Source organism: Nocardiopsis sp. RV163 (assembly GCF_001029525.1).
GTDB classification, from domain to species: Bacteria; Actinomycetota; Actinomycetes; order Streptosporangiales; family Streptosporangiaceae; genus Nocardiopsis; species Nocardiopsis dassonvillei.
The window spans coordinates 1-24,495 of the sequence record NZ_LEKI01000050.1 but is presented as its reverse complement, the minus strand read 5'-3'; the positions used below and the strand labels follow the sequence as shown (position 1 = coordinate 24,495).

The following is a 24,495-nucleotide window of genomic DNA, read 5'->3' as shown; positions in this document are numbered from 1 at the left end:
TTTGCGTAACGGACTAAGTGCTGACCGTTACGATACGGGGGACTCAACACCTATCGTGCCGGAACGACTACGTATGGTCGCCCCGGGCAACCACGTCCGACACGGCGCCTCTGAGGACGTTACATGCCGAACAACCTTGCTTTTCTCGGCCGGGACATGGCCGTCGACCTGGGTACCGCCAACACGCTCGTGTACGTGCGAGGACGCGGCATCGTTCTGAACGAGCCGTCGGTGGTCGCGCTCAACACCTCAACGGGCCGAATCGTCGCTGTCGGCATCGAGGCCAAGCAGATGATCGGCCGCACGCCGACCAACATCACGGCCATCCGGCCCCTGAAGGACGGTGTGATCGCCGACTTCGAGATCACCGAGCGCATGCTGCGCTACTTCATCCAGAAGATCCACCGTCGGCGCCACTTCGCCAAGCCGCGTCTGATCGTGGCGGTGCCCAGCGGCATCACCTCGGTCGAGCACCGAGCGGTCAAGGAGGCGGGCTACCAGGCCGGCGCGCGCAGGGTCTACATCATCGAGGAGCCCATGGCCGCCGCCATCGGCGCCGGGCTCCCCGTCCACGAGCCCACCGGGAACATGGTCGTGGACATCGGCGGCGGCACCACCGAGGTCGCCGTGATCTCGATGGGAGGCATCGTCACCTCCCAGTCCATCCGTGTCGGCGGCGACGAACTCGACCAGGCCATCGCGACCTTCGTCAAGAAGGAGTTCTCGCTGATGATCGGGGAGCGCACGGCCGAGGAGCTGAAGATGGCCATCGGTTCCGCCTACCCGACCGGCTCGGAGGAGATCCGCGCCGAGGTGCGCGGACGCGACCTCGTCAGCGGGCTGCCCAAGACCATCGTCCTGTCCGAGAGCGACGTCCGCCAGGCGATCGAGGAGCCGGTCACCGCCATCGTCGACGCGGTCCGCACCAGTCTGGACAAGTGCCCCCCGGAGCTGTCGGGCGACATCATGGACCGCGGTATCGCCGTCACCGGCGGCGGAGCGCTGCTCCGCGGGATCGACGAGAGGCTCCTGCACGAGACCGGGATGCCCATCCACGTCGCCGACAACGCGCTGGACTCCGTCGCCGTCGGCTCGGGCACCTGCGTCGAGAACTACGAAAGGCTCCACCAGGTACTCGTCCCCGAACGGCGGAGGTGACCCGTGTTCCGCGACTCACGCAGATCCCGCGTACTCCTCGCCGTGCTCGTCGCCGCGGCGGTGGCACTGCTCGTCCTGGACACCCGTCCCGGCGCCGACCCCGTCACCTCCGCGGCCCGCACGGGCGGCGAAATCGTCTTCACGCCCGCCGCCGCGGGCGTCACCTGGGCGTCCGGGCCCGTGACCGGTCTCTACGAGGGCCTGGTCAGCGGCCCCGAAACCGAGCGCGTCGCCGAGCTGGAGCAGGCCAACGCCGAGCTGGAGGACGACCTGAGAGCCGCCCGCATCGACGAGGCGCGCGCCGAGCAACTCGAGGCGATGCTGGGGCTGGCCGGTCTGGGCGGCTACGAGATCGTCCCCGCCCAGTCCGTCACCCACGTCACCGCGCGCGGCTACGCCGACACGGTCACCATCGACGCTGGCACCGACTCCGGTGTGCGTCCGGACATGACCGTGGTCAACGGCTCCGGCCTGGTGGGCAAGGTGATCGAGGCCGGTCCGGGCACCGCCACCGTCATGCTCGCCACCGACGTCAACTCCGCCGTCGGCGCCCGCATGGAGGCTACGCGCAAGATCGGCGTGGTCCGGGGCGGCGTCGTCCCCGGCGGCCCCGACGCCGAACTGACCCTGGAGCTGTTCGACCTCCAGGCGCCGGTCGAGGCCGGGGACCGGCTGGTCACGCTCGGCTCGCACGAGGGCGCGCCCTTCGTGCCCGGCGTGCCGATCGGCACCGTCGAGGAGGTGCAGGTGGCGCCCGGCGCGCTCAGCCGCCTCGCCCGTGTCGCCCCGGCCGTGGACTTCTCGTCCCTGGACGTGGTGGGCGTCGTGGTCGGGGGTCCCGAGGAGGACCCGCGCGACTCCGTGCTCCCGCCCCGACCCGACAAGGGGGAACGCCCATGAGGAACGCAGCGACCCTGGTCCTGGTGGCCGTCGCCGTCCTCGCCCAGGCCACCGTTGTCAACCGGCTCCCGTTCGAGTGGGGGGCCGGACCCGACCTCGTGACCGCGGCGATCGTAGCGGTCGCCCTGACCACCGGCCCCGCCGCCGCCGCGGCGTGCGGTTTCGCCGCCGGACTGGCCATGGACGCCCTGCCGCCCGCCGAGCACGCGCTGGGCCGCTACGCCCTGGTGCTGTGCGTGGCCGCCTACCTGCTGGCCCTGCTGCACAGGAACACCGGCTCCGCCGGGGCCCTGGGCGGCAGGCCCTCGGTGTGGGCGCTGATGGCCGCCACCGCCGTCACCTCAGTGGGAGTTGGCCTGGGCTACGCGCTGGTCGGGGTGCTCATGGGCGACCCGCGGGTGTCGCTGGCCGCCGTGGCGGTCAACACCCTCGTCGGCGCCGCCCTGACCACCCTGGTCTCGCCGCTGGTCACGCTTCCGCTGCTGTGGGCGCGGGGGGCGTTCTCCGACAGCGAGCTCGCCGGGGTCCGGGGCCCGGTGTCCCCGGGGGGGTGGTGAACGTGCGCATGTCTCCCGTCGACGACGTCGAACTGCCCGGCCGCAAGCTCGGCCGGGCCGGACTGCTGCTCGCCCAGATCCTGGTCCTGGTGCTCTTCGCCGCCCTGGCCGTGAGGCTGTGGTACCTCCAGATCCCGATGTGGGACCACTACCGCGAGCTCGCGGTGGCCAACCACCACCAACAGCTCCTCGTCCCCGCCACGCGGGGGCAGATCCTCGACGCCACCGGCCGCCCGCTGGTCAACAACAGCACCGAGCTGGTGGTCTCCGCCGACTACCACGAGATCACGGGCATGGACGACGGCGGCGAGAAGGTCCTGACCGACCTGTCCGAAGTGCTCGACGCCCCGCTGGAGGAGCTCCAGAAGCGCATGCGCCTGTGCGGGCCCGAGGTGAGCCGCCCGTGCTGGCCCGGCTCTCCCTACCAGCCCGTCACCCTGGCCGACGACGTGGAGCCCTCCGTCGCCCTCCAGATCATGGAGAGCGCCGACCGCTTCCCCGGGATCAGCGCCCAGGCCCATGCCGTGCGCGAGTACCCGCAGGGCGAGCACGGCTCCCAGATGCTGGGCTACCTGCAACCGGTGACCCAGGAGGAGCTGGAGGCCCGCGAGGACCTGCGCACCCAGTTCACCGGCATCGACATGGTTGGCCGCGACGGCGTGGAGGCGGTCTACGACGCCCAGCTGCGCGGCACCGCGGGCAAGCGGGTCCTGGGCGTGAACAACCACGGCGAGGTCATGGAGGTCATCTCCGAGACGCCGCCCGAAGCGGGGACGCACCTGGTCACCCACGTCGACCTCGGGGTGCAGAAGATCGCCGAGGAGGCGCTGGCCGAGGGGATGGAGAACGCCCGGCCCCGCTACAAGGCCGACTCCGGCGCCGCCATCGTCCTGGACGTGCGCACCGGCGGCGTGGTGGCCATGGCGAGCCTGCCCACCTACGATCCCGCGATCTGGCGCGGCGGAATCGACCAGGAGACCTTCGACGAGATGCTCAGCGAGGAGGCGGGTGAGCCGCTGCTCTCCCGCGCCGTGCAGGGAACCTACCCGCCTGGCTCCACGTTCAAGGTCTCCTCGCTCGCGGCGGCGGCGGAGAACGGCTACTCGCTGCGCAGCACCTACGCCTGCCCGGGCTCGGTGAACCTGGCCGGGCAGAACTACGAGAACTACGAGGGGCAGGGCCAGGGGCCGATCAGCCTCCACCGGGCCATCGTGGTCTCCTGCAACACCGTCTTCTACAACTTCGGCTACCAGATGTGGAAGGACGACGGCGGGCTCTACCCCGACGGCGAGGCCGACGAGGCGATGGCCGAGATGGCCAAGGGCTTCGGCTTCGGATCACCGACCGGAATCGACCTTCCCTACGAGACCTCCGGGCGCATCCCCGACCGCGAGTGGAAGCGCACCTTCTGGCAGGAGACCCGCGAGAACAACTGCGAACGGGGCGAGCACGGCTACCCCGACGTCGCCGAGACCGACCCGTCGCGCGCCGCCTACCTCAAACTGCTGGCCTACGAGCAGTGCGTGGAGGGCTTCCAGTGGCGGGCCAACGAGGCCGTCAACTTCGCCATCGGCCAGGGCGACGTCCTCGTCACCCCGCTCCAGCTCGCCAGTGCCTACGCGGCCATCGCCAACGGCGGCACGCTCCACGAGCCGCGCATCGGCAGGGCGCTGGTCTCCGCCGACGGGACTGAGGTGCGCCAGATCGAACCGGTCGTGCGCGGCGAGCTCCCGGTCGGCGACGAGACGCTGGAGTACCTCCGGACCGCGCTCACCGCGGTCCCCAAGGAGGGCACCGCCCGCGGCGCCTTCGCCGGGTTCCCGCAGGACCAGGTGTCCGTCGCGGGCAAGACCGGCAGCGCCGACGTGGAGGGGCGCCAGGTCTCCTCCTGGTTCGCCTCCTACGCGCCCGCCGACGACCCGCAGTTCGCCATCGTCGTCCTGGTCTCCCAGGGCGGTACCGGCGGTACGACCGCGGCGCCCATCGCGCGGGCCATCTACGACGGCATCTACGGGTTCGGCTCCCCGGCACAGGGGGCCGGAGCCGAGGCAGACGCGTCCGGCGGCGCTGAGCCGCTGATCCCGGGCGGCGTGCCGCCCGAGCAGCTGCCCGACGTCCGTCCCGACGGTTCCATCGACCTGCTGGATCGGTAGCCATGAGCACCTACATGGGGGCGCCCGGGTCACGGAGCGCCGAGATCGGACGCAGCGCGGCGGGCCTGGCGCGCCGGCTGGACTGGACGCTGGTCGTGTCGGTGGCGGCCCTGTGCGCCATCGGTACGCTGCTGGTGTGGTCGGCGACCGTCCCGGGCGACGGCAGCGACCCGCTGGAGTCCACCGGACACCTGGGCCGCCACCTGCTCCACCTGCTGGTGGCGTGGGCGCTGTGCCTTCTGGTCGCCTCGGTGGACCACCGCACGATCCGCGCGTACGCGCCGATCGTCTACCTGGTCACGGTGGTCGCGCTGGTCCTGGTGCTCACCCCGCTCGGCGAGGTGATCAACGGGTCGCGCGGCTGGATCGTGGTCGGCGGCTTCCAGTTCCAGCCCAGTGAGCTGTCCAAGGTCGGTCTGGTCCTGGTCCTGGCCACGCTGCTGGGGGAGCCCCGCGACGGCGAGGCCCGGCCGATGACGCGGGACGTGGTGTTCTGCCTCGTAGTCCTCGCGGTGCCGCTGGCACTGGTGATGGCGCAGCCGGACCTGGGCACCACGCTGGTGCTCGTCACGATCTTCCTGGGCATGCTCACGCTTTCGGGCGCCCCGATCGTGTGGGTGGCCGGCATGCTGGCGTGCGGGGTGTTCGGCGCGCTGTGCGTGTGGTGGTTCGACCTGCTGGAGCCCTACCAACTGGACCGTATCGCCACCCTGATGGACCCGACCGCCGATCCGCAGGGCGCGGGGTACAACTCCAACCAGGCGCTGATCGCGGTGGGGTCCGGCGGGTTCAACGGCACCGGGCTGTTCCAGGGCGAGCAGACGCACGGGCAGTTCGTGCCCGAGCAGCACACCGACTTCATCTTCACGGTGGCGGGCGAGGAACTGGGGTTCGTGGGGTCGGTGGTGGTCATCGGCCTGTTCGCGCTGATCCTGTGGCGGATCCTGCGCGTCGCCCGGGGGTGCGAGCAGCCCTACCCGCGTCTGCTGTGCGTGGGCGTTGTCGCCTGGTTCGGGTTCCAGGCCTTCATCAACATCGGGATGGGGCTGGGGGTCGTACCGGTGACGGGTCTGCCGCTGCCGTTCGTGTCCTACGGCGGCACCGCGGTCGTGGCCAACATGGTCGCCCTGGGGCTGGTGCTGGGCGTCGACTCCCGGGACCGGGGCTTCGCCTAGGGGCACGGACCACGACACCGGCGGGGCGGGCACGGCGCAGGCGCCGGTGCCGGCCCCGCCGCCGTGCGGGGGGCCGGCTCGGGTCGGGCCCCGACCGGGCCCGTGGACGGAGCGGCCCGGAGCCCGTGGCGCCGGTAGCCTGGGAACATCCGCGCGGGCGCGCTCCACGCGTCACCGCGCCGGCCCCCGCGACGGCGGGGTCCACGCACACCCGACACGATGTCCGCCGAACGAAGGCCCACACCATGTCCGTCGAAAGCCTCTTCCCGCGGCTGGAACCCCTGCTGACGCAGGTGGCCAAGCCCATCCAGTACGTCGGTGGCGAGCTCAACTCCGTGGTCAAGGAATGGGACGAGACCCGGGTTCGCTGGGCGCTGATGTACCCGGACGCCTACGAGGTGGGAGTGCCCAACCAGGGCGTCCAGATCCTGTACGAGGTCCTCAACGAGCGCGAGGGCGTGCTGGCCGAGCGCGCCTACGCGGTGTGGCCGGACCTGGAGAAGCTCATGCGCGAGCACGGCGTGCCCCACTTCACCGTGGACTCGCACCGGCCGCTGGCCGCCTTCGACGTGCTCGGGCTGAGCTTCGCCAGCGAAATGGGCTACACCAACATGCTCACCGCGCTGGACCTGGCGGGCATACCGCTGCGCGCGGCCGACCGCACCGCCGACCACCCGGTCGTGCTGGCGGGCGGGCACTCGGCCTTCAACCCCGAGCCGATCGCCGACTTCCTGGACGCGGTGGTCCTGGGCGACGGGGAGGAGATCACCCTCGCCATCACCGAGATCATCCGTGAGTTCAAGGATGAGGGCGAGCCCGGAGGGCGCGACGGCCTGCTGCTGCGCCTGGCCGCGACCGGCGGCGTGTACGTGCCCCGCTTCTTCGACGTGGCCTACCACGAGGACGGGAGGATCGCCTCCTACACGCCCAACCGGCCCGGGGTGCCCGGCACGGTGCAGAAGCACACCGTGATGGACCTGGACCAGTGGCCCTACCCCAAGAAGCCGATCGTGCCGACCGCCGAGTCCGTGCACGAGCGCTACAGCGTGGAGATCTTCCGCGGCTGCACGCGCGGCTGCCGGTTCTGCCAGGCGGGGATGATCACCCGGCCGGTGCGCGAGCGCAACAAGGAGACCGTCACGAAGATGGTCGAGGACGGCGTCGGGGCCTCCGGCTTCCAGGAGGTGGGGCTGCTGTCGCTGTCCAGCGCGGACCACAGCGAGATCGGGCAGATCGCCAAGGGGCTCGCCGACCGCTACGAGGGCACCAACACCGGCCTGTCCCTGCCCTCCACCCGCGTGGACGCGTTCAACATCGACCTGGCCAACGAACTGACCCGCAACGGGCGCCGCTCCGGTCTGACGTTCGCGCCGGAGGGCGGCAGCGAGCGGATGCGCCGGGTGATCAACAAGATGGTCACCGAGGAGGACCTCATCCGCACCGTCACCGCCGCGTACGCGGCCGGGTGGCGGCAGGTGAAGCTGTACTTCATGTGCGGCCTGCCCACCGAGGAGGACGAGGACGTCATGGCCATCGCCGACCTGGCCACCGAGGTGATCCGGACCGGCCGTGAGGTGACCGGGCGCAAGGACATCCGCTGCACGGTGTCCATCGGCGGCTTCGTGCCCAAGCCGCAGACCCCGTTCCAGTGGGCGGCGCAGACCTCGCACGAGGCCGTCGACGCCCGGCTGCGCAAGCTGCGCGACAGGCTGCGGGGCGACCGCAAGTACGGCAAGTCGATCGGTCTGCGCTACCACGAGGGCCGCCCCTCCATCATCGAGGGCCTGCTCTCCCGGGGGGACCGCAGGGTCGGACGGGTGATCGAGGAGGTGTGGCGCTCGGGGGGCCGGTTCGACGGCTGGAGCGAGCACTTCTCCTACGACCGGTGGTCCGGGGCCGCCGAGGCCGCCCTGGCCGACCTCCCGGTGGACGTGGACTGGTTCACCACCCGCGAGCGCGACGAGGAGGAGGTCCTGCCGTGGGACCACCTGGACGCGGGCCTGGACCGGTCGTGGCTGTGGCAGGACTGGCAGGACTCGCTGTACGGCGAGGAGTCGCTGGAGGTGGATGACTGCCGCTGGAACCCCTGCTACGACTGCGGTGTCTGCCCGAGCATGGGCACCGAGATCCAGATCAACGCCCCGGCGGAGGGCCGCCCGCTGCTGCCGCTCAACGTGGTCTAGCCGGCCGGGCTCCGGTCGCGGGACGGACCCCGCCCCGCGATCGGAGGGCTCCGGCCGCGGCGGTGTGCCGCGCGGGCCGGGGGATTTCAGGGCGGCGCCGGACACGGAGGAACCCCCGGTTCCACCGGTCGTCGGTGTGGTCAGGGGTTCTGGCTTCCGTGCCGGGCGGGGGTCGGCTCATGTGCCCCGTGAAGGGGTGAAGTAGGATTTCGCGCTCCGGGCGCCCGCTCGACCCTTGGGGGAGCGGCCCGGGGGAGGAAGGCGTACGGCCCGGCGCCCCGCTCGCGCCGGGCCGTACGTGTAATAGGACTCGCGGGTTACGCGGGGGGTTGCCATCGGATCCAGATTTTCTTCGGATTTTTTTCGGCGAACCCCGTGTTCTGGTGGTGAAGACGGCTCCGGTGTCCGCTCCGACCGCTCGGGGACTTTTCGACCCCAGGTCAGTGGGGGAGATACCGGTATGCGTAGTCCTGCTGGCGCATGTGCACCACGGCGCACCGTACGCTGAACAGGACGAGGAACAGCCCCTTCAGGTCGCCCCGCCGACCACACCAGGGGGCATGAGGAAAGGAGTTGAGCTGCCCCCCGCATCCGAGGGCACCACCTCACCCTCCACCGCCAAACCCGGACAACGGCTTCGCGTCCACTACGCCAAGCGCGGCCGCATGAGGTTCGCCAGCCACCGCGACATCGCCCGGGCTCTGGAGCGCGCCCTGCGCAGGGCCTCCGTGCCCGTGGCTTTCTCCGCTGGCTTCTCGCCTCACCCCAAGGTCTCCTACACCGGCGCGGCCCCCACCGGGGTCGCCAGCGAGGCGGAGTACCTTGAACTCACTCTGGCCGAGCACTGTCCGCCCGAGAGGGTCCGAGCCGACATCGACGCGGCCATGCCCCAGGGCATCGACGTCGTCGAGGTCGTCGAGGCCCGACATCCCGGGCTGGCCGACCGGCTCCAGGCCTCCGAATGGCGTGTGGAGATGGAGGGCGTCGACCCCGACGACGCCGCAGGGGCGGTGGCCGCCTATCTGGCCGCCGACAGCGTCGAGGTGGAGCGGATGACGAAGAAGGGCCGCCGCCGCTTCGACACCCGGCCGGCGGTGGTCCGCATCGACGTGTGCGCTGACCCCCTCGGGCGCGCCCCAGAGGAACATCACACGACATATGCCATACTTCGGATGGTCGTACGGCACACGACACCTGCTGTTCGACCGGACGACGTGCTGACCGGACTTCGCCACGTGGCCGACCTCGCGCCGCCGTCATCTCCGATGATGACCCGGCTGGCGCAGGGGCCGCTGGACGAGACGACAGGTGCGATCGCGGACCCGCTCTCCCAGGACCGGCCCGAAGCCCACACGAGCTCCGGACCCGCGGACGACAACGCGGAGGAGCGGCGCGAAGACGCACCACGGCCGTCAACGCCCATGGCGGGACCGCGCGGATGAGCGGCCCCGAAGCGGGGAACATGGGCGACACCACAGGACTTTGCCCCGACGGCGCCCCGGCGCCGCCGGCGCTGACACAGCGACGACAGTTCTCGTGAGCCGCGCCGCCGACCGAGAGGTCGCGGCGCGCCCGAGGACTCTGACGGGAGACCGCCCGGATGCTCGACAACGAGCCCAACAACGGTGCCGACGGCACCGCGGGTACAACTGAAACAGCCAACGACTCGGCTGCGGCGCCCCCCGCGGGGGGCGGTGAGGTGCGCGTGACCACACCCGCGCCCGCCAAGGGCGTCCGCCGCGCCGCCGGGCCGCCCCCCGAACCCGACGACGTCTTCACTCCTCCCTCCGCGCCCGTCACCTCCCTCGCCGGTTCCGGTGAGGGGGGCACGGTCAAGACCTCGGTGGCCGCGACATCGCGCAGGCGCACCGTGCGCGCCGCGGGCCGCCCCGACGAGGGCGCGGCTCCGCGCCGCTCGCGCGCCTCCGTCCCCGCCTCGGAGGACACCGCCCCCTCCGCGGCCGGGAGCCGCGGCCGTTCGCGCGCCCGCTCCGCCGCGGCCGCGGAGACCGCCGGGCCCGCGCGCTCCGAGGCGGCCGGAGAGCCCGCCCAGGACGAGGAGACCGTGGAGGCGGGCGGCGGCAACGTCTTCCAGGCCCCCTCCATGCTCTTCCAGCCCCCGGTGGCCAGCGCAGCCCCCGTACCCGTCCGCGGCACCGCCCCGGCGGAGGCCGACGAGCACGGTCACGAGGAGCCCGAGGAGGAGACCGCCCAGGCCACCGGCGCGGAGGAGACCGGCGACGGGGACGACGACCGCCCCAGCCGCCGTCGCCGCCGTCGCGGAGGCCGGGGACGCGGCCGCTCCCGCGCGGACGAGGACGAGGCCGCCGACGCCCCTGAGCCAGCCGAGGACAAGGCGGAGCAGCGCGGCGACAGGGACCGGGGCGAGGATGACGGCGCTGCCGACGAGGCCGCCGAGTCCGACGACCGAAGCAGCCGCCGCCGTCGCCGCCGTCGCCGCCGCTCCGGCGGGGGAGACGGCCCCGAGGCCACCTCGGACGACCCGCCCAACACCGTGGTCCGGGTGCGCGAGCCCCGCCAGGAGAAGCCGATCGAGGACGAGGTCCAGGCGGTCCGCGGCTCCACCCGGCTGGAGGCCAAGAAGCAGCGCCGCCGCGAGGGCCGTGAGCAGGGCCGCCGCCGCGCCCCCATCGTCACCGAGTCCGAGTTCCTGGCCCGGCGCGAGTCGGTCAAGCGGGACCTGGTGGTGCGCCGCGTCGAGGACCGCACCCAGATCGCCGTCCTCGAGGACGACATCCTCGTCGAGCACTACGTCGACCGGGCCACGCACCGCTCCTACGTGGGCAACGTGTACCTGGGCCGGGTGCAGAACGTGCTGCCCTCGATGGAGGCCGCTTTCGTCGACATCGGCAAGGGCCGCAACGCCGTCCTGTACGCGGGCGAGGTGAACTGGGACTCCTTCGGCCTGGACGGCCAGCCCAAGCGCATCGAGTCGGTGCTCAAGTCCGGCCAGTCGGTCCTGGTGCAGGTCACCAAGGACCCCGTAGGCCACAAGGGCGCCCGACTGACCAGCCAGATCAGCCTGCCCGGCCGCTACCTCGTGTACGTGCCCGGCGGCTCGATGACCGGCATCAGCCGCAAGCTCCCCGACAAGGAGCGCGCGCGCCTCAAGCAGATCCTCAAGAAGGTCATGCCCTCCGGCGCGGGAGTCATCGTGCGCACGGCCGCCGAGGGCGCCAGCGAGGAGGAGTTGGAGCGCGACATCACCCGTCTCGCCAAGCAGTGGGACTCCATCAAGCGCAAGTCCAAGTCGGCCAACGCCCCCTCGCTGCTCAACAGCGAGCCCGACCTGACGGTGCGGGTCGTGCGCGACGTGTTCAACGAGGACTTCTCCAGCCTCGTGGTGTCCGGTGAGGAGGCGTGGACCACCGTCCACGAGTACGTGGACTACGTGGCCCCCAACCTCTCCGAGCGCCTCTCGCACTGGAACGAGGACCGCGACGTCTTCGCCGCCTACCGCGTCGACGAGCAGATCAACAAGGCCCTGGAGCGCAAGGTCTGGCTGCCCAGCGGCGGCTCGCTGGTCATCGACCGCACCGAGGCCATGACCGTGGTCGACGTCAACACCGGCAAGTTCACCGGCCAGGGCGGCAACCTGGAGGAGACGGTCACCAAGAACAACCTGGAGGCGGCCGAGGAGATCGTCCGCCAGCTCCGGTTGCGCGACATCGGCGGCATCATCGTCATCGACTTCATCGACATGGTCCTGGAGTCCAACCGCGACCTGGTGCTGCGGCGCATGCTGGAGTGCCTCTCGCGCGACCGCACCAAGCACCAGGTGGCCGAGGTGACCTCGCTGGGCCTGGTCCAGATGACCCGCAAACGGGTCGGCCAGGGCCTGCTGGAGGCCTTCTCGCACAGCTGCGAGCACTGCAACGGCCGCGGCCTGGTGGTCGCCAGCGATCCGGTCGAGAGCAAGGGCGGCGGCAACGGCAGCGGCCGCAAGAAGAAGAAGGGCAAGGGCGAGCCGGACCAGGCCGCCGAGAAGCCGGAGAAGGCCGAGAAGCCCTCCTCCGGCAAGTCCGGGAAGGCCGACGGGGCCGACAGGCCGGAGAGGGCCGAGAAGGCGGGCGGTGACGCCGACGGGTCCGCCGAGGCGGACGCGGCGCGGACCGAGGAGGCCTCCGAGCCCCCGGAGCCCGCCAAGAAGACCCGTAAGCGGGCCTCCCGCTCCCGCAAGGCCGAGGCCGAGGCGAAGGAGCAGGAGGAGATCACCGCCACTGAGGAGGCCCCTGAGGCTCCTGAGGCCGCGGAGCCCGAGCAGGCCGCGGAGGCACCCGAGGAGGCCCCGGTCAAGAAGACCCGCGCCCGGCGCACCACCCGTCGTACCGCCCGCGCGGCGGCCGACACCGGTGAGGCCGAGGCCGCGGGCGGTGAGAGCGTCCCCGCCGAGGCGGACGCGAACGCCGCCGAGACGCCCGCCGAGGCCGGTGACGACGAGGCCGCCGAGCGGCCCAAGCGTCGCCGGACCCGGCGCACCAGGGCGGCGGCCACCCCGCCGACCGCCGTGGACGCGGGCTGATTCAGGGGCGGTAGCCCCGCCGTGGTCCGGACCGGCGCCAGCCCGGTCCGGACCACGGCACGTGTACAGGCCCGTGGCGGGCCGATGGTAATCTGAGGGACGGTGCGTCGGCGCGCTATGCCACCACAATCGCGCGCCCCGACACCGAAGTGCTCTCCACGCAGGGTTTGTTTCCCTCGGATCCCCGCGCCCCGCTACAGGCGATCAGTGGATCGTGGAACGAGGCGCCTCCCCGCCCACACGGGGATGGGCCTCCCGGCCGACCTGGGCACAGGTGCGGTCGGACCCGGACCCCGGGCTCAAGTCTCGGGGATGGTCCCGAGCATTATTCGTTGAGCGAGCAGGAAGAGAGTTACCCGGTGTACGCGATCGTGCGAGCGGGCGGCCGACAGGAGAAGGTGTCTGTCGATGACGTCCTGAACATCGACAAGGTCTCCGACGAGACCGGCGCCACCATCACATGGCAGCCCATCCTCGTCGTCGACGGTGACAACGTCATCAGCGACGCCGACAAGCTGAGCGGCTACACGGTCAGCGCCGAGGTCCTCGGTGAGACCAAGGGCCCCAAGATCAACATCCTGAAGTACAAGAACAAGACCGGTTACAAGAAGCGCCAGGGTCACCGCCAGAAGCACACCCAGGTGCGCGTCACCGGCATCGCGGCGAAGTAGGAGGCCTGGAAGAAATGGCACACAAGAAGGGCGCTTCGTCCAGCCGTAACGGTCGCGACTCGAACGCCAAGCGCCTCGGCGTCAAGCGCTTCGGCGGCCAGAGCGTCTCGGCTGGTGAGATCCTGATCCGTCAGCGCGGCACCAAGTTCCACCCCGGCGCCAACGTCGGCCGCGGTGGCGACGACACGCTGTTCGCGCTGGTGGCCGGCGAGGTCAAGTTCGCCAGCTTCCGCGGCCGCAAGGCCGTCAACATCGTTCCCGCCGCCGCCGAGTAGGCACGCGCGCGGACGTTGTACAGGGCGGGCCAGGGAACACTGGCCCGCCTCTCGCGTTGTCACTGGACGACGCGTGTGTGTCCAGGCCCCCGCTCGGGGGCCGGAGAGTAACGGGGAGAGCTATGCCTGACTTCGTCGACGAGGCGGTCTTGCACGTCAAGGCCGGGAACGGCGGGCATGGCTGCGCCTCCGTGCACCGTGAGAAGTTCAAGCCGCTGGGCGGTCCGGACGGCGGCAACGGCGGCCACGGCGGGGACGTCGTCCTGGAGGTCGACACCCAGACCGCGACCCTGCTGGACTACCAGCGCCGCCCGCACCGCGCCGCCAGCAACGGCACGCCCGGCCAGGGCGGTCACCGCGCCGGGGCCAAGGGCGAGGACCTCGTCCTCAAGGTGCCCGACGGCACCGTGGTCAGCCGTATGGACGGTGAGGTCGTCGCCGACCTGGTCGGCCACGGCACCCGTCTGGTGCTCGCCGAGGGCGGCCACGGAGGCCTGGGCAACGCCGCTCTGGCCACCAAGCGGCGCAAGGCCCCCGGCTTCGCGCTCAAGGGCGAGGAGGGCCAGGGCTTCGACGTGCGCCTGGAGATGAAGACCATCGCCGACGTCGGCCTGGTGGGCTTCCCCAGCGCGGGCAAGTCCTCCCTGATCGCCGCCATGTCCGCGGCCCGCCCCAAGATCGCCGACTACCCGTTCACCACCCTGGTGCCCAACCTGGGTGTGGTGGAGGCGGGCAACGTCCAGTACGTCATCGCCGACGTGCCCGGCCTCATCCCGGGGGCCAGCGACGGCAAGGGGCTGGGCCTGGAGTTCCTGCGCCACGTCGAGCGCTGCTCCACCCTCCTGCACGTGCTGGACTGCGCCACCTACGAGCAGGGCCGAGACCCGGTCAGCGACCTGGAGGCACTGGAGGCGGAGCTGTCCGCCTACGGCCGCAGCACCGGCGTGGACCTGTCCGACCGGCCGCGCCTGGTCGCCCTGAACAAGGTGGACGTCCCCGAGGCGCGCGAGCTCGCCGAGATGGTCACCCCGATGCTGGTCGAGCGCGGCTACCGCGTCCTGGAGGTCTCCGCGGCCTCCCGCGAGGGGCTGCGCGAACTGTCCTTCGCCCTGGGCGAGCAGGTGGCCGCGGCCCGCGAGGCCGCGCCGCCCGCGGAGCCCACCCGGGTGGTGATCCGTCCCCAGGCCATCGGCGACGCGCCCTTCCAGGTGGTGCCGCTGGGCGGCAACGCCTTCCAGGTGCGCGGTGACAAGCCCGCCCGCTGGGTGCGCCAGACAGACTTCTCCAACGACGAGGCCGTCGGCTACCTCGCCGAGCGGCTCAACCGCATCGGCATCGAGGAGCAGCTGGCCAAGGCGGGCGCCACCGAGGGCGCCGAAGTGCACATCGGCACCGAGGAGGACTCCGTGGTCTTCGACTGGGACCCCTCAACGGACGCCGAGGTCGTCCCGTCCGGCCCGCGCGGGTCCGACGCCCGGCTGGGCTGACCCGCGCGGGGACCGACGGCCCGGCCGACAGGCACGAGCGCGGCGCCCGGTGCCGCGCCACTGGATGGAAAGCCCCACACGGTGCACAGCGCAGGACTCGAACAGACCGACTCCCTGGAGGCCTCCGGGCGCGCGGCGGTGGCCGCCGCGCGCCGGGTCGTGGTCAAGGTGGGATCGTCCTCCCTGACCACACCCGACGGCCGGATCGACTCCTGCCGTATCCGCGACCTGGTCCGGGTGCTGGCGGACCGCCGGGCCTCGGGCCAGGAGGTCATCCTGGTCTCCTCCGGGGCGGTCGCGGCCGGGATGACCCCGCTCGGCATGGCCCGCAGGCCCCGCGACCTGGCCTCCCAGCAGGCCGCCGCCAGCGTGGGCCAAGGGCTTCTGCTGGCCGCGTACACGGCCGAGCTGGCCGCGCACGGCCTCACCGCGGCGCAGGTCCTGCTCACGGTCGAGGACATGATGCGGCGGGTGCAGCACCGCAACGCCCAGCGCACACTGCGCCGCCTGCTGGACATCGGCGCCCTGCCCATCGTCAACGAGAACGACACCGTGGCCACGCACGAGCTGCGGTTCGGCGACAACGACCGCCTGGCGGCACTGGTGGCGCACCTGATGCGCGCCGACGCGCTGGTGCTGCTCTCGGACGTTGACGCCCTGTACGACGGCAACCCCTCCGCTCCGGGGGCGTCGGTGGTCAGCCTCGTACGCGGTCCGGCGGACCTGGACGGCATCGACATCGGCAGCGCGGGCGGGCGGGGAGTGGGTACCGGCGGGATGGTCACCAAGGTGGCGTCCGCGCGGATCGCCACCGAGGCGGGCGTGCACACCCTGCTGACCTCCGCCGCGAACGCCCGCACGGCGCTGGAGGGCGGGCCCGCGGGCACCCTGTTCGCCCCGGGGCGCGGACGGCGCCCCTCGGCCCGCCAGCTCTGGCTGGCGCACGCCACCGCGGGGCGGGGCAGCCTGGTCCTGGACCCCGGCGCGGTCACGGCGGTGGTGCGGGAGAAGGCGTCCCTGCTCCCGGCCGGCGTGGTGAGGGTGACCGGCGACTTCAACGCGGGCGACCCGGTTGACCTGTGCGACGAGGACGGCTCCGTCGTCGCGCGCGGACTGGTCAACTACGACGCCGCCGAGGTGCCCGACCTGATGGGCAGGTCCACACGGTGGCTGGCCCGCGAGATGGGCCCCTCCTACGAGCGCGAGCTGGTGCACCGGGACGACCTGGTCGTGCTCTAGACCGCGTTCCCCCGGACCGCCGCGGTTCCGTCCCGCCGCGACACCCGTGCGGCAATGTCGGGGACATCCCCCGAGGAGAGTGAAGGCACCCATGCCTAGCCTGGTGGCGAGAATGCTCGCGGTGGCGTTCCGGGTGGCGCGCAAGCGCCCCATGGAGACCGTCGAGGGCGCGCGCGAGCGCATCGACGAGGCCAAGGACGACCCCGAGCCGCCGCACTGGGTCGCCAAGCGCCACGAGACCACCCGGCGGGAGGTCGGGGGCTTCGCGAGCTACACGGTCCTCGCCCGGGACCGGGAGGGGGAACCCGACAAGGCCGTCCTGTACGTGCACGGAGGCTCCTACATCAGCGAGATCTCCCCTTGGCACTGGGTGCTGATCTCGCGCATGGCGGACGTTGGCTGCCGGGTGGAGGTGCCCATCTACGGGCTGGCGCCCCAGCACACCTACCGCGAGGCGTTCGGCTTCCTCCACACCGTGTACCGCGACCTGCTGGAGCACGTCGTGCCGGAGCGCACGGTGTTCGCCGGGGACTCGGCCGGGGCGGGCCTGGCGCTGGCCCTCGCGCAGACGCTGCCCGACGAGGGCCTGCCCCAGCCCGCGCGGCTCATCCTGGTCTCGCCGTGGGCGGACCTGACCATGTCCAACCCCGACATCGCCGAGGTGGAGGGCCGGGACCCCTGGCTCAGCCCGGTCGGCCTCAAGGAGGCCGCCAAGGTGTGGGCGGACGGCGACGACCTGTCCCTGCCCCGGCTCAGCCCCGTCAACGGCGTGCTCTCCGGCCTGCCGCCCATGGACCTCTACATCGGCACCCGCGACGTGTTCCTGCCCGACACCAGGCGCCTGCGCGCGCTCGTCGCGCGGGCCGGGGGAGAGGTGGACCTGCACGAGGAGGAGGGGGCCTTCCACGTCTACCCGCTGGTCCCGGTGCCCGAGGGGAGTCGGGCGCGGGCGAGCATCATCGGCACCGTCCAGGACCTGTGAGGCCCCCCGGGCGGGGCGGACGCCCTAGGATGCGGACGTGAGCGAACGAACGACGCGCCGAAGCGAGGACCACCCCCAACGGGGCGAGGTCCGCGAGATCCCCACCGCCGCCAGCGCCACCAGGCTCGTCTACGCGCCCGAGCGCGACGGACTCGCCGACGCGGGCGAGATCGTGTGGACGTGGGTCCCCTACGAGGAGGACCCGGGGCGGGGCAAGGACCGCCCGCTGCTGGTCGTCGGCCGCCGCGGAGGGCGGCTGCACGGGCTGATGCTGTCGTCCCAGCGCCCCGAGGCGTGGGAGCGCCAGGACTGGCTGCCCGTGGGCTCGGGCCCCTGGGACCGGGAGCAGCGCGACTCCTACGTGCGGGTGGACCGGCTCTTCGAGTTCGACGAGGACGCCATCCGCCGGGAGGCGGCCGTCATGGACGAGGAGCTGTTCTGGATGGTCGCCGACGTCCTGCGGGCCCGCTACGGGTGGAGCTGAGCTGCGGAAGGCGGTCGCACGTCCGCGGGTCCCGGGCCGGGCCCGGGACCCGCCGGAAGGGCGCTCGGGTCCCGGGGCGCAGTACCGCCGCCGGGCCCCGCGGACCCCGCCGCCTCAGGAGAGGGCCAGCAGGCGTACGGGGCCGCCGGAACCGCCCCGGATGTTGGCGACGCCGACGATCGCCATCGCGCCGCTCTCGGGAGCCGTCTCCAGGTGGGCGACCATCTCGACGGCGTACTTGTTCTCCCCGAGGAGGAACACGTGCGCCTCGGGGTTGGAGGCGGAGTCGGGCCCGTAGTCGAAGCTCGGGGTGTCCACGGCGATCCCGGCGATGTCCCGCGCGCTCAGCAGCCAGTCGATCGCCTCGATGTCGAACCCGGGGAAGTGGGCGACGCCGTCGCTGTCGCGGTTGAGCATCGCCTCCTCGCTCTGGAGTACCCGTGCGCTCCATCCGGAGTCCATGGCGACCAGGGCGCCCCGGGGGATGCGGCCGTGGCGCCGCTCCCAGCGGCGGAGGTCCGCCACGGTGACCTGGGCGTCGTAGTGCCTCGCGGCGCGGTCGGCGATGCGGACGACGACGAGCGGACAGACCAGGTCGCGCGGGTCCACCTCGTGGGTGTGCAGTGCGTCAGCGCTGTCGTTGAAGTGCCAAGGCGCGTCGAAGTGGGTCCCGGTGTGCTCGTCGATCTCCAGTTTGAGCGCGTTGAAGCCGTCCTCCTCGATCGACGCGAACTGGAAGATGTTCGGGTCGAGGATGTAGGGCCGGTAGATCGGGAAGTCGTTGTGGAGGACGTGGGTCAGGTCGGTGACCGTCAGCCGCGACGGGCTGATCCCGGCGATGGTCTGGGCGTGGGCGGACTCCACCGGCCCTCCGAGGGCGCCGATCCCGGTGAGCACGGCGCCGACGGCGGCCGAACCCGTCAGCACGCGCCTCCGGCCCAGGCCCGCGCCGGTCGGGCGCGCGGGCGGCGCCGGCCGCTGCGCCGTGAGCGTGCTCCCCGGCGTTTCCGGGTCGTGCCCCGATGCGGTCATGAACGTCTTCCGGGCCTTGTGGATCACGTGGGGTCCGCACATCGCAGTGTTCCTCTTCCAAGTCTGCTGTCTGTTCGATCTGGAATGAGTATACGATCTCTTATCTGAAAGTGAAGCCTGTGCCCCATGCGGTGTCTTGTGTTTAAGCGGGTGCGGACCGGCGGTCTCGCTGCGGGAGGTGACCCGCCGAGCGCGCGGGCGGGCCGACGCGGGGGCCCGCGCCCGTTCCGGGAGGTGCCCTTCTCCGGCGGGGGAGCCGCGGGAGCCGGAGCGGTCGGGGCGCGTCCGGAACCGGTACGGCGCTTTCCGCCGTTCCCCGAAACCGTTGTGTGGAGAGGAACGCGTCCGGCCCTCCCGGCCGCCGCACCCATCCGGGGAACGGAGGGGATTCCTTCTTGAGGCGGCAGCCCCCGCCCCGTCGTATTCCGCGGGAGCCGCGCTCGCGCCGCGCCGGTGAATTCCCGCCCGGCCCTGTGCGGGGCCGGGCGGCGGGAACGGGTTACGCGGAGCAGCGGCCCCGGGACGCGGCGCGGACCACCATCGTCGGGGCCGAGCCGTCCGAGGACTGGTCCAGCAGCCGCCGGGAGAGGGTCACCTCGAAGGTCTCGGGGGCCTCCTCGATGACCTCCGCCAGAGCCAGGCAGCCGGACACCACGTGGTGCCGGATCCACTCGACGGTGTACAGATCCGGCTCCGTCCCCGGGCGAAGCCGTACACGCAGACGCAGCCGCTCGTTCTCGGTGTGCGGACGGATCATGACCACCTGGGCGGCTTCGACCGAGTCGAGCTGGAGGGCGAGCGACGCCAGGTCGGCGGGGGCCACCAGACTGCTGAGCGGACCGTAGGGCGCGTCTATGCGGCTGTTGGTCCGCAGGGCCCGGCCCCGCAGTTCGCAGGTGCACGACGTCCACTCGGCTCCGGTGCCGGTGTCGTAGCGCAGCAGGGGGACGACCGCCTTCCCGTGCGTGACGGTCACGAGCATGCGTCCGTTGACGACCTCGGTGTACTGGTAGGGGAGCGGGTGGAAGGTGTCGGTCGCGCAGTCGGGCCCGCTGTGCCCGATGATCCAGGTCTCCGCGGACCCGAACAGCGCCCATGTGCGCAGGTGGGGGAAGTGCGTGCGGATCAGCGAGCGCGTTTCCGCGTCCACCGCCGGTCCGCTCCAGAGCACCTTGCGCAGGAAGTCCAGGCGCCGTCCGGACGCGGCGCAGAAGCGCAGGACGCGCTGGACGGTGTCCAGGGTGGCGGCGAAGGCGCTCACCCCGTGCCGCTCGAAGAGGTCGAGGCACGGCTCGATCATCTGGTCCGTCGGGGCGTCGAGCGACAGGGTGGGGACGCCGGCCCGAGCGGCGAGCGCGTTGTGCAGGTCGTGCGACGCGCGCATGTGGAACGGGGTGCTCAGGCTCGCGACCAGGTCGCCCGGTGCGAAGGGCTGGAGGTGGGGGGCGATCTCGTCCACGTGGAGGTCGGAGGGAAGCGCGCCCAACCGGCTCGTGGACGTTGTTCCTCCCATGAGGTGGAGCGAGGCCCGGGAGAGTTCGGCCGGGGACTCCCGCATCATCGTGTCGACGGCCTCGCCGAGCTCCTCGCGGGTGAGGGGAGGCAGGTCCACCAAGCGGGGCCTGCGCCCCAGCGCGAGGTGACGGCCGTACTTGCGCCTCATGGACGGGATCCCCGCCAGGCGCTGTAACGCGTGGGCCAGGGAGAGCGGCCCCTCCGCTTTTCCTCCGATATTCATCGTCATTCTCGTGCTCGCATCTCTGAATGTTGGGGATTCATTCATCCCGCCTGGGACGGCTGCGGTGACGTTGATGAATGTGGAATTCTTGTTAATTCTTCCCCGGGAAACGCCTTCGTGGTCGGCATTGCAGATCCGGGGCCGTTGGACAGTAAAGCAGATTCCCTCATCGGGGAACATGGTGGAGATTTCCGCTGCTGGTGAGCGCGCGATCACCACAGGTCATGTTCACTCGTTGGGAGATGCCCCGGAGCGTGTTTCCCCGGTGGCCGGATACGGTCGGGTGACCTTGCTCACCGCTCCCGTTCGCCGGGCGGGATGAGGGGGCGGCCTCGGCGCCGGGGGAGGCGCTGCGGCACGACCCGGCGTGCGCGTGGGAGGGGCCCGGTGCGACCGTGCCGCTTCGGCGACCGCCGAGGGTCGCGGCCCCGCCGGTCGGACCCGGTCCGCGCTGGAGCCCCCGGCGGTGCCGAGCGCCGTCGGCACCGCCGGGGGCCGTGCGGAGGAGGATCTCAGGCCCGGCTCGGCGCGGCCTGGCCGGCGGCCCCGGGCGCGTGTCGCCGACCGTCCGCCGCCCCCAGGTGCACGGCCAGTTCCACCCTCAGGCGGGCGTGGTCCCGCGCGTGCCCGTGGGCGGCGACGTAGCCGTCCGGTCGGATCAGGTGGTAGCCCGGTGCCGAGCACAGCCGGTGCTCCGAGGCCTGGTCGGCGCTCAGCGCCACCGTCAGCACCTGGGGCCTGTCGGCGACGAGCGCGGAGAGCGACTCCCCGTCGCGGGTGCGTCCGCGGCCGGGTGTGACGGCGAGCGTCCACCCGCGGACCCCCTGCCCGCTCTCGGCCTCCCCGTGCCCGGCGACGCCCAGGTCCACCGCTAGGGGGCGGGGGAGGGCGTGGCCGGTGCGGACGGCGCCCGCCAGCCGTCCGGTGACCCGGCACAGGGAGGGCCAGGTGGGTTCCTGGGTGAGGCGAGCGGGTGTGTAGCGGAACCGGTAACCCGCCATGACGGGCAGGTATCCGCGTTCCAGGACCGGTTCCAGGATTCGGAAGGCCGCGTCCCGGCCCGCCGTCTGCACGGGGTGCTGGAGCATCCACCCGCGTGTTTGGACGTCGGTGTCGCGCACCACCTGCCGCGCCACGTCCTTGCGTTCGGGACCGTAGGTGGAGAGCAGTTCCGGTCCGGCCTCGCCCCGTGTCACAGCGGCCAGCTTCCAGGCCAGGTTCTGCGCGTCCTGCATCCCGGTGTTGAGGCCCTGGCCCCCGGCCGGGCTGTGCACGTGCGCGGCGTCCCCGGCGAGGAAGACGCGGCCCCGCTGGAAGTCGTCGGCGTGCCGCCGGTGCACGCGGAACACCGACTCCCACACCGGGTCGACCAGCCGGACGCCTCCCGGGCCCCGTTCGTCCGTGATCCGCTGGAGCAGGTCCACCCCCGCCTTCTCCCCTGGCGGGAGGCTGGCGAAGAACCGGAAGACGCCGTCGGGCAGGGCGACGATCACCAGGGCGCCCCGGGGCGACTGGTAGTAGAGCGCCTCGTCGGCGGGCAGCTCCCCCTCGATACGGCAGTCGACGAGGGCGAACGCCGACTCGTAGGTGCTGCCGACGAAGCCCGTGCCGATCTGGGCGCGCACCGCGCTTCCCGCGCCGTCCGCGCCGATGAGGAAGGGCGCGTGGTAGCGCTCGACGGTCCCGTCGGAGTGTTCGAGGATCGCGGTCACCCCCTCGGTCGCGGTGATGTCTCCGGAGAAGTCCAGCCCGTCGAGGGCGAGCAGCCGCACCCCCCGTTCGATGCGCCCGCCGAGCGCGTGCAGCCGCTCGGTGAGCACGCGCTCGGTCTCGTTCTGGGGCAGGCACACCGGGGCCAGGTGCTCGGGGAACGTGAACGTGGCCAGCGGGTCGCCGGAGGAGTAGTAGCGGAACCTGCGGATGCCGATACCCGCCCGCCGGGTGGATTCCAGGGCGCCCAGGTCGTCCAGCAGGTCGAGGGTGCGCGGCCAGAGCAGCAAAGCCTTGGGGAAGGGGGAGGCGGACTCGGCGCGGTCGATGAGCCGTACGCGTGCTCCTCGTCTCAGAAGCTCGCACGCGGCGGTCAGGCCCACGGGCCCGGCACCGACCACGAGGACGTCGGCGGGGGCGCTGTGTGCGCGGGTGGAAGCGGTGTCGTCGCTGTTCGGCTGCATTTCGGGGAGCTCCGATCGAACGGGTGGCGGTGGGTGGCCCTGGTTCGCCCACCGCACACACGGCCAGTTCTATAAGATTGACGATGAGCATAAGACACCTTATGCTCATCCACGAATGGATGGCTATAAGGAAGCGAATTAAGGGGTAGGGGAATGGCGATAGAAGCAACGGACCGGCAGAGCGCGCGGAGCGCTCCCGCCCCGTTGACCAGGGGACAGGCGGTGGCCACACTCGTCGCCGTCGCTCTGTCCAGCGTGATGCTGCCGCTCGCCGTCACCGCTCCGGCCGTGGCGCTCACCCAGCTCGCGGCCGACCTGAACGCCAGCGTCGGCGAGGCCCAGTGGGTCCAGAACGCCTACAACGTCACCTTCGCGGCGTTCATGCTCGCCGCCGGCGGTCTCGCCGACCGCTTCGGCAGGCGCCGGGTCCTGGTCATCGGCCTCGTCGTCTTCACCGCGATGGCCACGGTGATCGGCCTCTCCTCCGACATCCTCGTCATCGACGTCGCCCGCGCGGTCCAGGGCATCGGCGCCGCGGGCATCATGACCAGCGGATCGGCGATCCTCGCCGACTCCTTCCGGGGAGCGGCCCGGGCCCGGGCCTTCGGCCTCCTGGGAACCTCCTTCGGCTTCGGACTGGCCATGGGGCCCTTCGTCGCCGGGCTGATGGTCAACTTCCTGGACTGGCGCATGGTGTTCCTGATGAACCTCGTGTTCGCCGCCGTCGTCCTGCTCCTGGTCCGCTCGATCCGGGAGTCGAGCGACCCCGGTTCCACCTCGGTGGACTGGGGCGGCGTCATGACCTTCAGCACCAGCCTGTTCCTGCTCTCCCTCGCCTTCGTCCAAGGCGCCGAGGCGGGTTGGCTCAGCCCGAGCGCGATCGGATCGGCGGTCGGGTTCCTCGTCTTCCTCGCGGCCTTCGTCGCGGTGGAGTCACGGGTCCGGCGCCCGATGTTCGACCTCTCGCTGTTCAGGCGGCCCACGTTCGTCGTGGTCGTCTGCCAGCCCTTCACCATCACCTTCGGCTTCGTGGTCCTGCTCGTCTACCTGCCGCCCTTCTTCCAGGGCGTCGGCGGGTTCGGCGCCGCCGAGGCCGGGGCCCTGCTCCTGCCCCTGACCCTGCCGGTGCTCGCCCTGCCGATGCTGGCCGGGCAGCTCGCCGCCAGGCTCCCCCTGCGGGTCATGCTCGCCACCAGTTCCCTGCTCATCGCGGGCGGCTCCCTGTGGTTGACGACCCTCCAGCCGGGCCAGCACTGGACGGCGCTCGCCGCTCCCCTGGCCCTGTTCGGCACGGGGGTGGGAAGCGCCTTCGGCGTCATGGACAACGCGGCGCTCAGCTCAGTGGAGGTCGAGCGGGCCGGGATGGCCTCGGGCATCTTCAACACCATGCGCATCACCGGGGAGAGCGTGGCGATCGCCGGAGCCGGGTCCGTGCTGGCGACCCTGTCCCTGAACACGCTCGACCTCCCCTTCGCCGACCCCGAGCAGGAGCGGACCCTGGCGGGCGAGGCCACCCAGGGCCGACTGGAAGCGGCGCTGGGCCAGTTCGCCGAGGCGGACCGCTCGACCGCGCTGGACGCCGTCTCGGCCAGCCTGACCTCCGCGATGCACACCACGTTCCTGGGTCTGGCGCTCCTCGCCCTGGGCGGCGCGGTGGTCACGTTCCTCGTCGTCAGGGAACGCGAGCTCCGCTAGGCGGGGCCCCCGGGCCCTCCGTCCGGGCTCCCGCCCACCGCCGACCGCC

Annotated in this window: 18 protein-coding genes; 15 read left to right on the top strand and 3 right to left on the bottom strand. The window is 72.0% G+C overall.

Going from position 1 to position 24,495, the window contains the following annotated elements; genetic code table 11:
• Positions 1-123 precede the first annotated feature (123 nt).
• The 14 genes from ABD54_RS11570 to ABD54_RS11505 all read left to right on the top strand — a co-directional run bounded on the left by ABD54_RS11570 (position 124) and on the right by ABD54_RS11505 (position 17,807).
• Entirely contained in the window at positions 124-1,158 is a 1,035-nt protein-coding gene (locus ABD54_RS11570; RefSeq protein ID WP_013154400.1) for a rod shape-determining protein, read from the top strand.
• A 3-nt stretch (positions 1,159-1,161) separates the two neighbouring features.
• Positions 1,162-2,058, top strand: coding sequence for a rod shape-determining protein MreC (gene mreC, locus ABD54_RS11565; protein WP_047869463.1), 897 nt, complete (start codon positions 1,162-1,164; stop codon positions 2,056-2,058).
• Entirely contained in the window at positions 2,055-2,615 is a 561-nt protein-coding gene (gene mreD / locus ABD54_RS11560; protein WP_047869462.1) for a rod shape-determining protein MreD, read from the top strand. The genes mreC and mreD overlap by 4 nt, the downstream gene beginning before the upstream one ends.
• An 8-nt stretch (positions 2,616-2,623) precedes the next feature.
• Positions 2,624-4,768 carry a penicillin-binding protein 2 gene (gene mrdA / locus ABD54_RS11555; protein ID WP_047869461.1) on the top strand — a complete coding sequence of 715 codons (2,145 nt, stop codon included), beginning with the start codon at positions 2,624-2,626 and terminating at the stop codon, positions 4,766-4,768.
• A gap of 2 nt (positions 4,769-4,770) precedes the next feature.
• Positions 4,771-5,943, top strand: coding sequence for a rod shape-determining protein RodA (rodA, locus tag ABD54_RS11550; protein ID WP_047869460.1), 1,173 nt, complete (start codon positions 4,771-4,773; stop codon positions 5,941-5,943).
• A 245-nt stretch (positions 5,944-6,188) separates the two neighbouring features.
• Positions 6,189-8,126: a TIGR03960 family B12-binding radical SAM protein gene (locus ABD54_RS11545; protein ID WP_047869459.1), complete on the top strand. Its 1,938-nt coding sequence runs from the start codon at positions 6,189-6,191 to the stop codon at positions 8,124-8,126.
• A 665-nt stretch (positions 8,127-8,791) separates the two neighbouring features.
• Entirely contained in the window at positions 8,792-9,568 is a 777-nt protein-coding gene (locus ABD54_RS11540) for a TIGR03936 family radical SAM-associated protein (RefSeq protein WP_047869458.1), read from the top strand.
• A gap of 158 nt (positions 9,569-9,726) precedes the next feature.
• A complete protein-coding gene (locus ABD54_RS11535; RefSeq protein ID WP_047869457.1) occupies positions 9,727-12,669 on the top strand; it encodes an Rne/Rng family ribonuclease in 2,943 nt (980 codons plus the stop codon).
• Positions 12,670-13,028: 359 nt separating this feature from the next.
• Positions 13,029-13,340, top strand: coding sequence for a 50S ribosomal protein L21 (gene rplU / locus ABD54_RS11530; protein WP_047869456.1), 312 nt, complete (start codon positions 13,029-13,031; stop codon positions 13,338-13,340).
• A 14-nt stretch (positions 13,341-13,354) separates the two neighbouring features.
• Positions 13,355-13,615 carry a 50S ribosomal protein L27 gene (rpmA, locus tag ABD54_RS11525; RefSeq protein ID WP_047869455.1) on the top strand — a complete coding sequence of 87 codons (261 nt, stop codon included), beginning with the start codon at positions 13,355-13,357 and terminating at the stop codon, positions 13,613-13,615.
• Between the two features lie 122 nt (positions 13,616-13,737).
• On the top strand, positions 13,738-15,102 hold the full coding sequence (gene obgE / locus ABD54_RS11520; protein ID WP_047869454.1) for a GTPase ObgE: 1,365 nt from the start codon (positions 13,738-13,740) through the stop codon (positions 15,100-15,102).
• A gap of 81 nt (positions 15,103-15,183) precedes the next feature.
• Entirely contained in the window at positions 15,184-16,341 is a 1,158-nt protein-coding gene (gene proB / locus ABD54_RS11515; protein WP_047869453.1) for a glutamate 5-kinase, read from the top strand.
• 91 nt (positions 16,342-16,432) lie between these two features.
• On the top strand, positions 16,433-17,323 hold the full coding sequence (locus ABD54_RS11510) for an alpha/beta hydrolase fold domain-containing protein (protein ID WP_047869452.1): 891 nt from the start codon (positions 16,433-16,435) through the stop codon (positions 17,321-17,323).
• Positions 17,324-17,360: 37 nt separating this feature from the next.
• Positions 17,361-17,807, top strand: a complete 447-nt coding sequence (locus ABD54_RS11505) for a type II toxin-antitoxin system PemK/MazF family toxin (RefSeq protein WP_047869451.1) — start codon at positions 17,361-17,363, stop codon at positions 17,805-17,807.
• 114 nt (positions 17,808-17,921) lie between these two features.
• On the opposite strand, the gene ABD54_RS11500 is transcribed toward ABD54_RS11505, so the two are convergent.
• From ABD54_RS11500 to ABD54_RS11490, 3 genes are all read right to left on the bottom strand, one after another.
• Positions 17,922-18,881 (bottom strand): cyclase family protein, encoded by a 960-nt coding sequence (locus ABD54_RS11500; protein ID WP_047869450.1) that lies wholly within the window; start codon positions 18,879-18,881, stop codon positions 17,922-17,924.
• Between the two features lie 457 nt (positions 18,882-19,338).
• Complete coding sequence (locus ABD54_RS11495) at positions 19,339-20,577, bottom strand: AMP-dependent synthetase (RefSeq protein WP_235432039.1); 1,239 nt, start codon at positions 20,575-20,577, stop codon at positions 19,339-19,341.
• A gap of 512 nt (positions 20,578-21,089) precedes the next feature.
• Positions 21,090-22,751: an FAD-dependent monooxygenase gene (locus tag ABD54_RS11490; RefSeq protein WP_047869448.1), complete on the bottom strand. Its 1,662-nt coding sequence runs from the start codon at positions 22,749-22,751 to the stop codon at positions 21,090-21,092.
• A 222-nt stretch (positions 22,752-22,973) separates the two neighbouring features.
• Here ABD54_RS11490 and ABD54_RS11485 point away from each other — a divergent pair, with 222 nt between their 5' ends.
• Entirely contained in the window at positions 22,974-24,446 is a 1,473-nt protein-coding gene (locus ABD54_RS11485) for an MFS transporter (protein WP_152692036.1), read from the top strand.
• The last annotated feature ends 49 nt before the right edge of the window (positions 24,447-24,495 follow it).

Bases quoted from the DNA above. Each gene is read 5' to 3' on its own strand.
- obgE (WP_047869454.1), top strand. From the start codon at position 13,738: ATGCCTGACTTCGTCGACGAGGCGGTCTTGCACGTCAAGGCCGGGAAC.
- ABD54_RS11535 (WP_047869457.1), top strand. From the start codon at position 9,727: ATGCTCGACAACGAGCCCAACAACGGTGCCGACGGCACCGCGGGTACA.
- ABD54_RS11490 (WP_047869448.1), bottom strand. From the start codon at position 22,751: ATGCAGCCGAACAGCGACGACACCGCTTCCACCCGCGCACACAGCGCC.
- ABD54_RS11510 (WP_047869452.1), top strand. From the start codon at position 16,433: ATGCCTAGCCTGGTGGCGAGAATGCTCGCGGTGGCGTTCCGGGTGGCG.
- ABD54_RS11500 (WP_047869450.1), bottom strand. From the start codon at position 18,881: ATGTGCGGACCCCACGTGATCCACAAGGCCCGGAAGACGTTCATGACC.
- ABD54_RS11495 (WP_235432039.1), bottom strand. From the start codon at position 20,577: ATGAATATCGGAGGAAAAGCGGAGGGGCCGCTCTCCCTGGCCCACGCG.
- mreD (WP_047869462.1), top strand. From the start codon at position 2,055: ATGAGGAACGCAGCGACCCTGGTCCTGGTGGCCGTCGCCGTCCTCGCC.
- ABD54_RS11540 (WP_047869458.1), top strand. From the start codon at position 8,792: ATGAGGTTCGCCAGCCACCGCGACATCGCCCGGGCTCTGGAGCGCGCC.
- ABD54_RS11570 (WP_013154400.1), top strand. From the start codon at position 124: ATGCCGAACAACCTTGCTTTTCTCGGCCGGGACATGGCCGTCGACCTG.
- rodA (WP_047869460.1), top strand. From the start codon at position 4,771: ATGAGCACCTACATGGGGGCGCCCGGGTCACGGAGCGCCGAGATCGGA.
- ABD54_RS11545 (WP_047869459.1), top strand. From the start codon at position 6,189: ATGTCCGTCGAAAGCCTCTTCCCGCGGCTGGAACCCCTGCTGACGCAG.
- rpmA (WP_047869455.1), top strand. From the start codon at position 13,355: ATGGCACACAAGAAGGGCGCTTCGTCCAGCCGTAACGGTCGCGACTCG.
- mrdA (WP_047869461.1), top strand. From the start codon at position 2,624: ATGTCTCCCGTCGACGACGTCGAACTGCCCGGCCGCAAGCTCGGCCGG.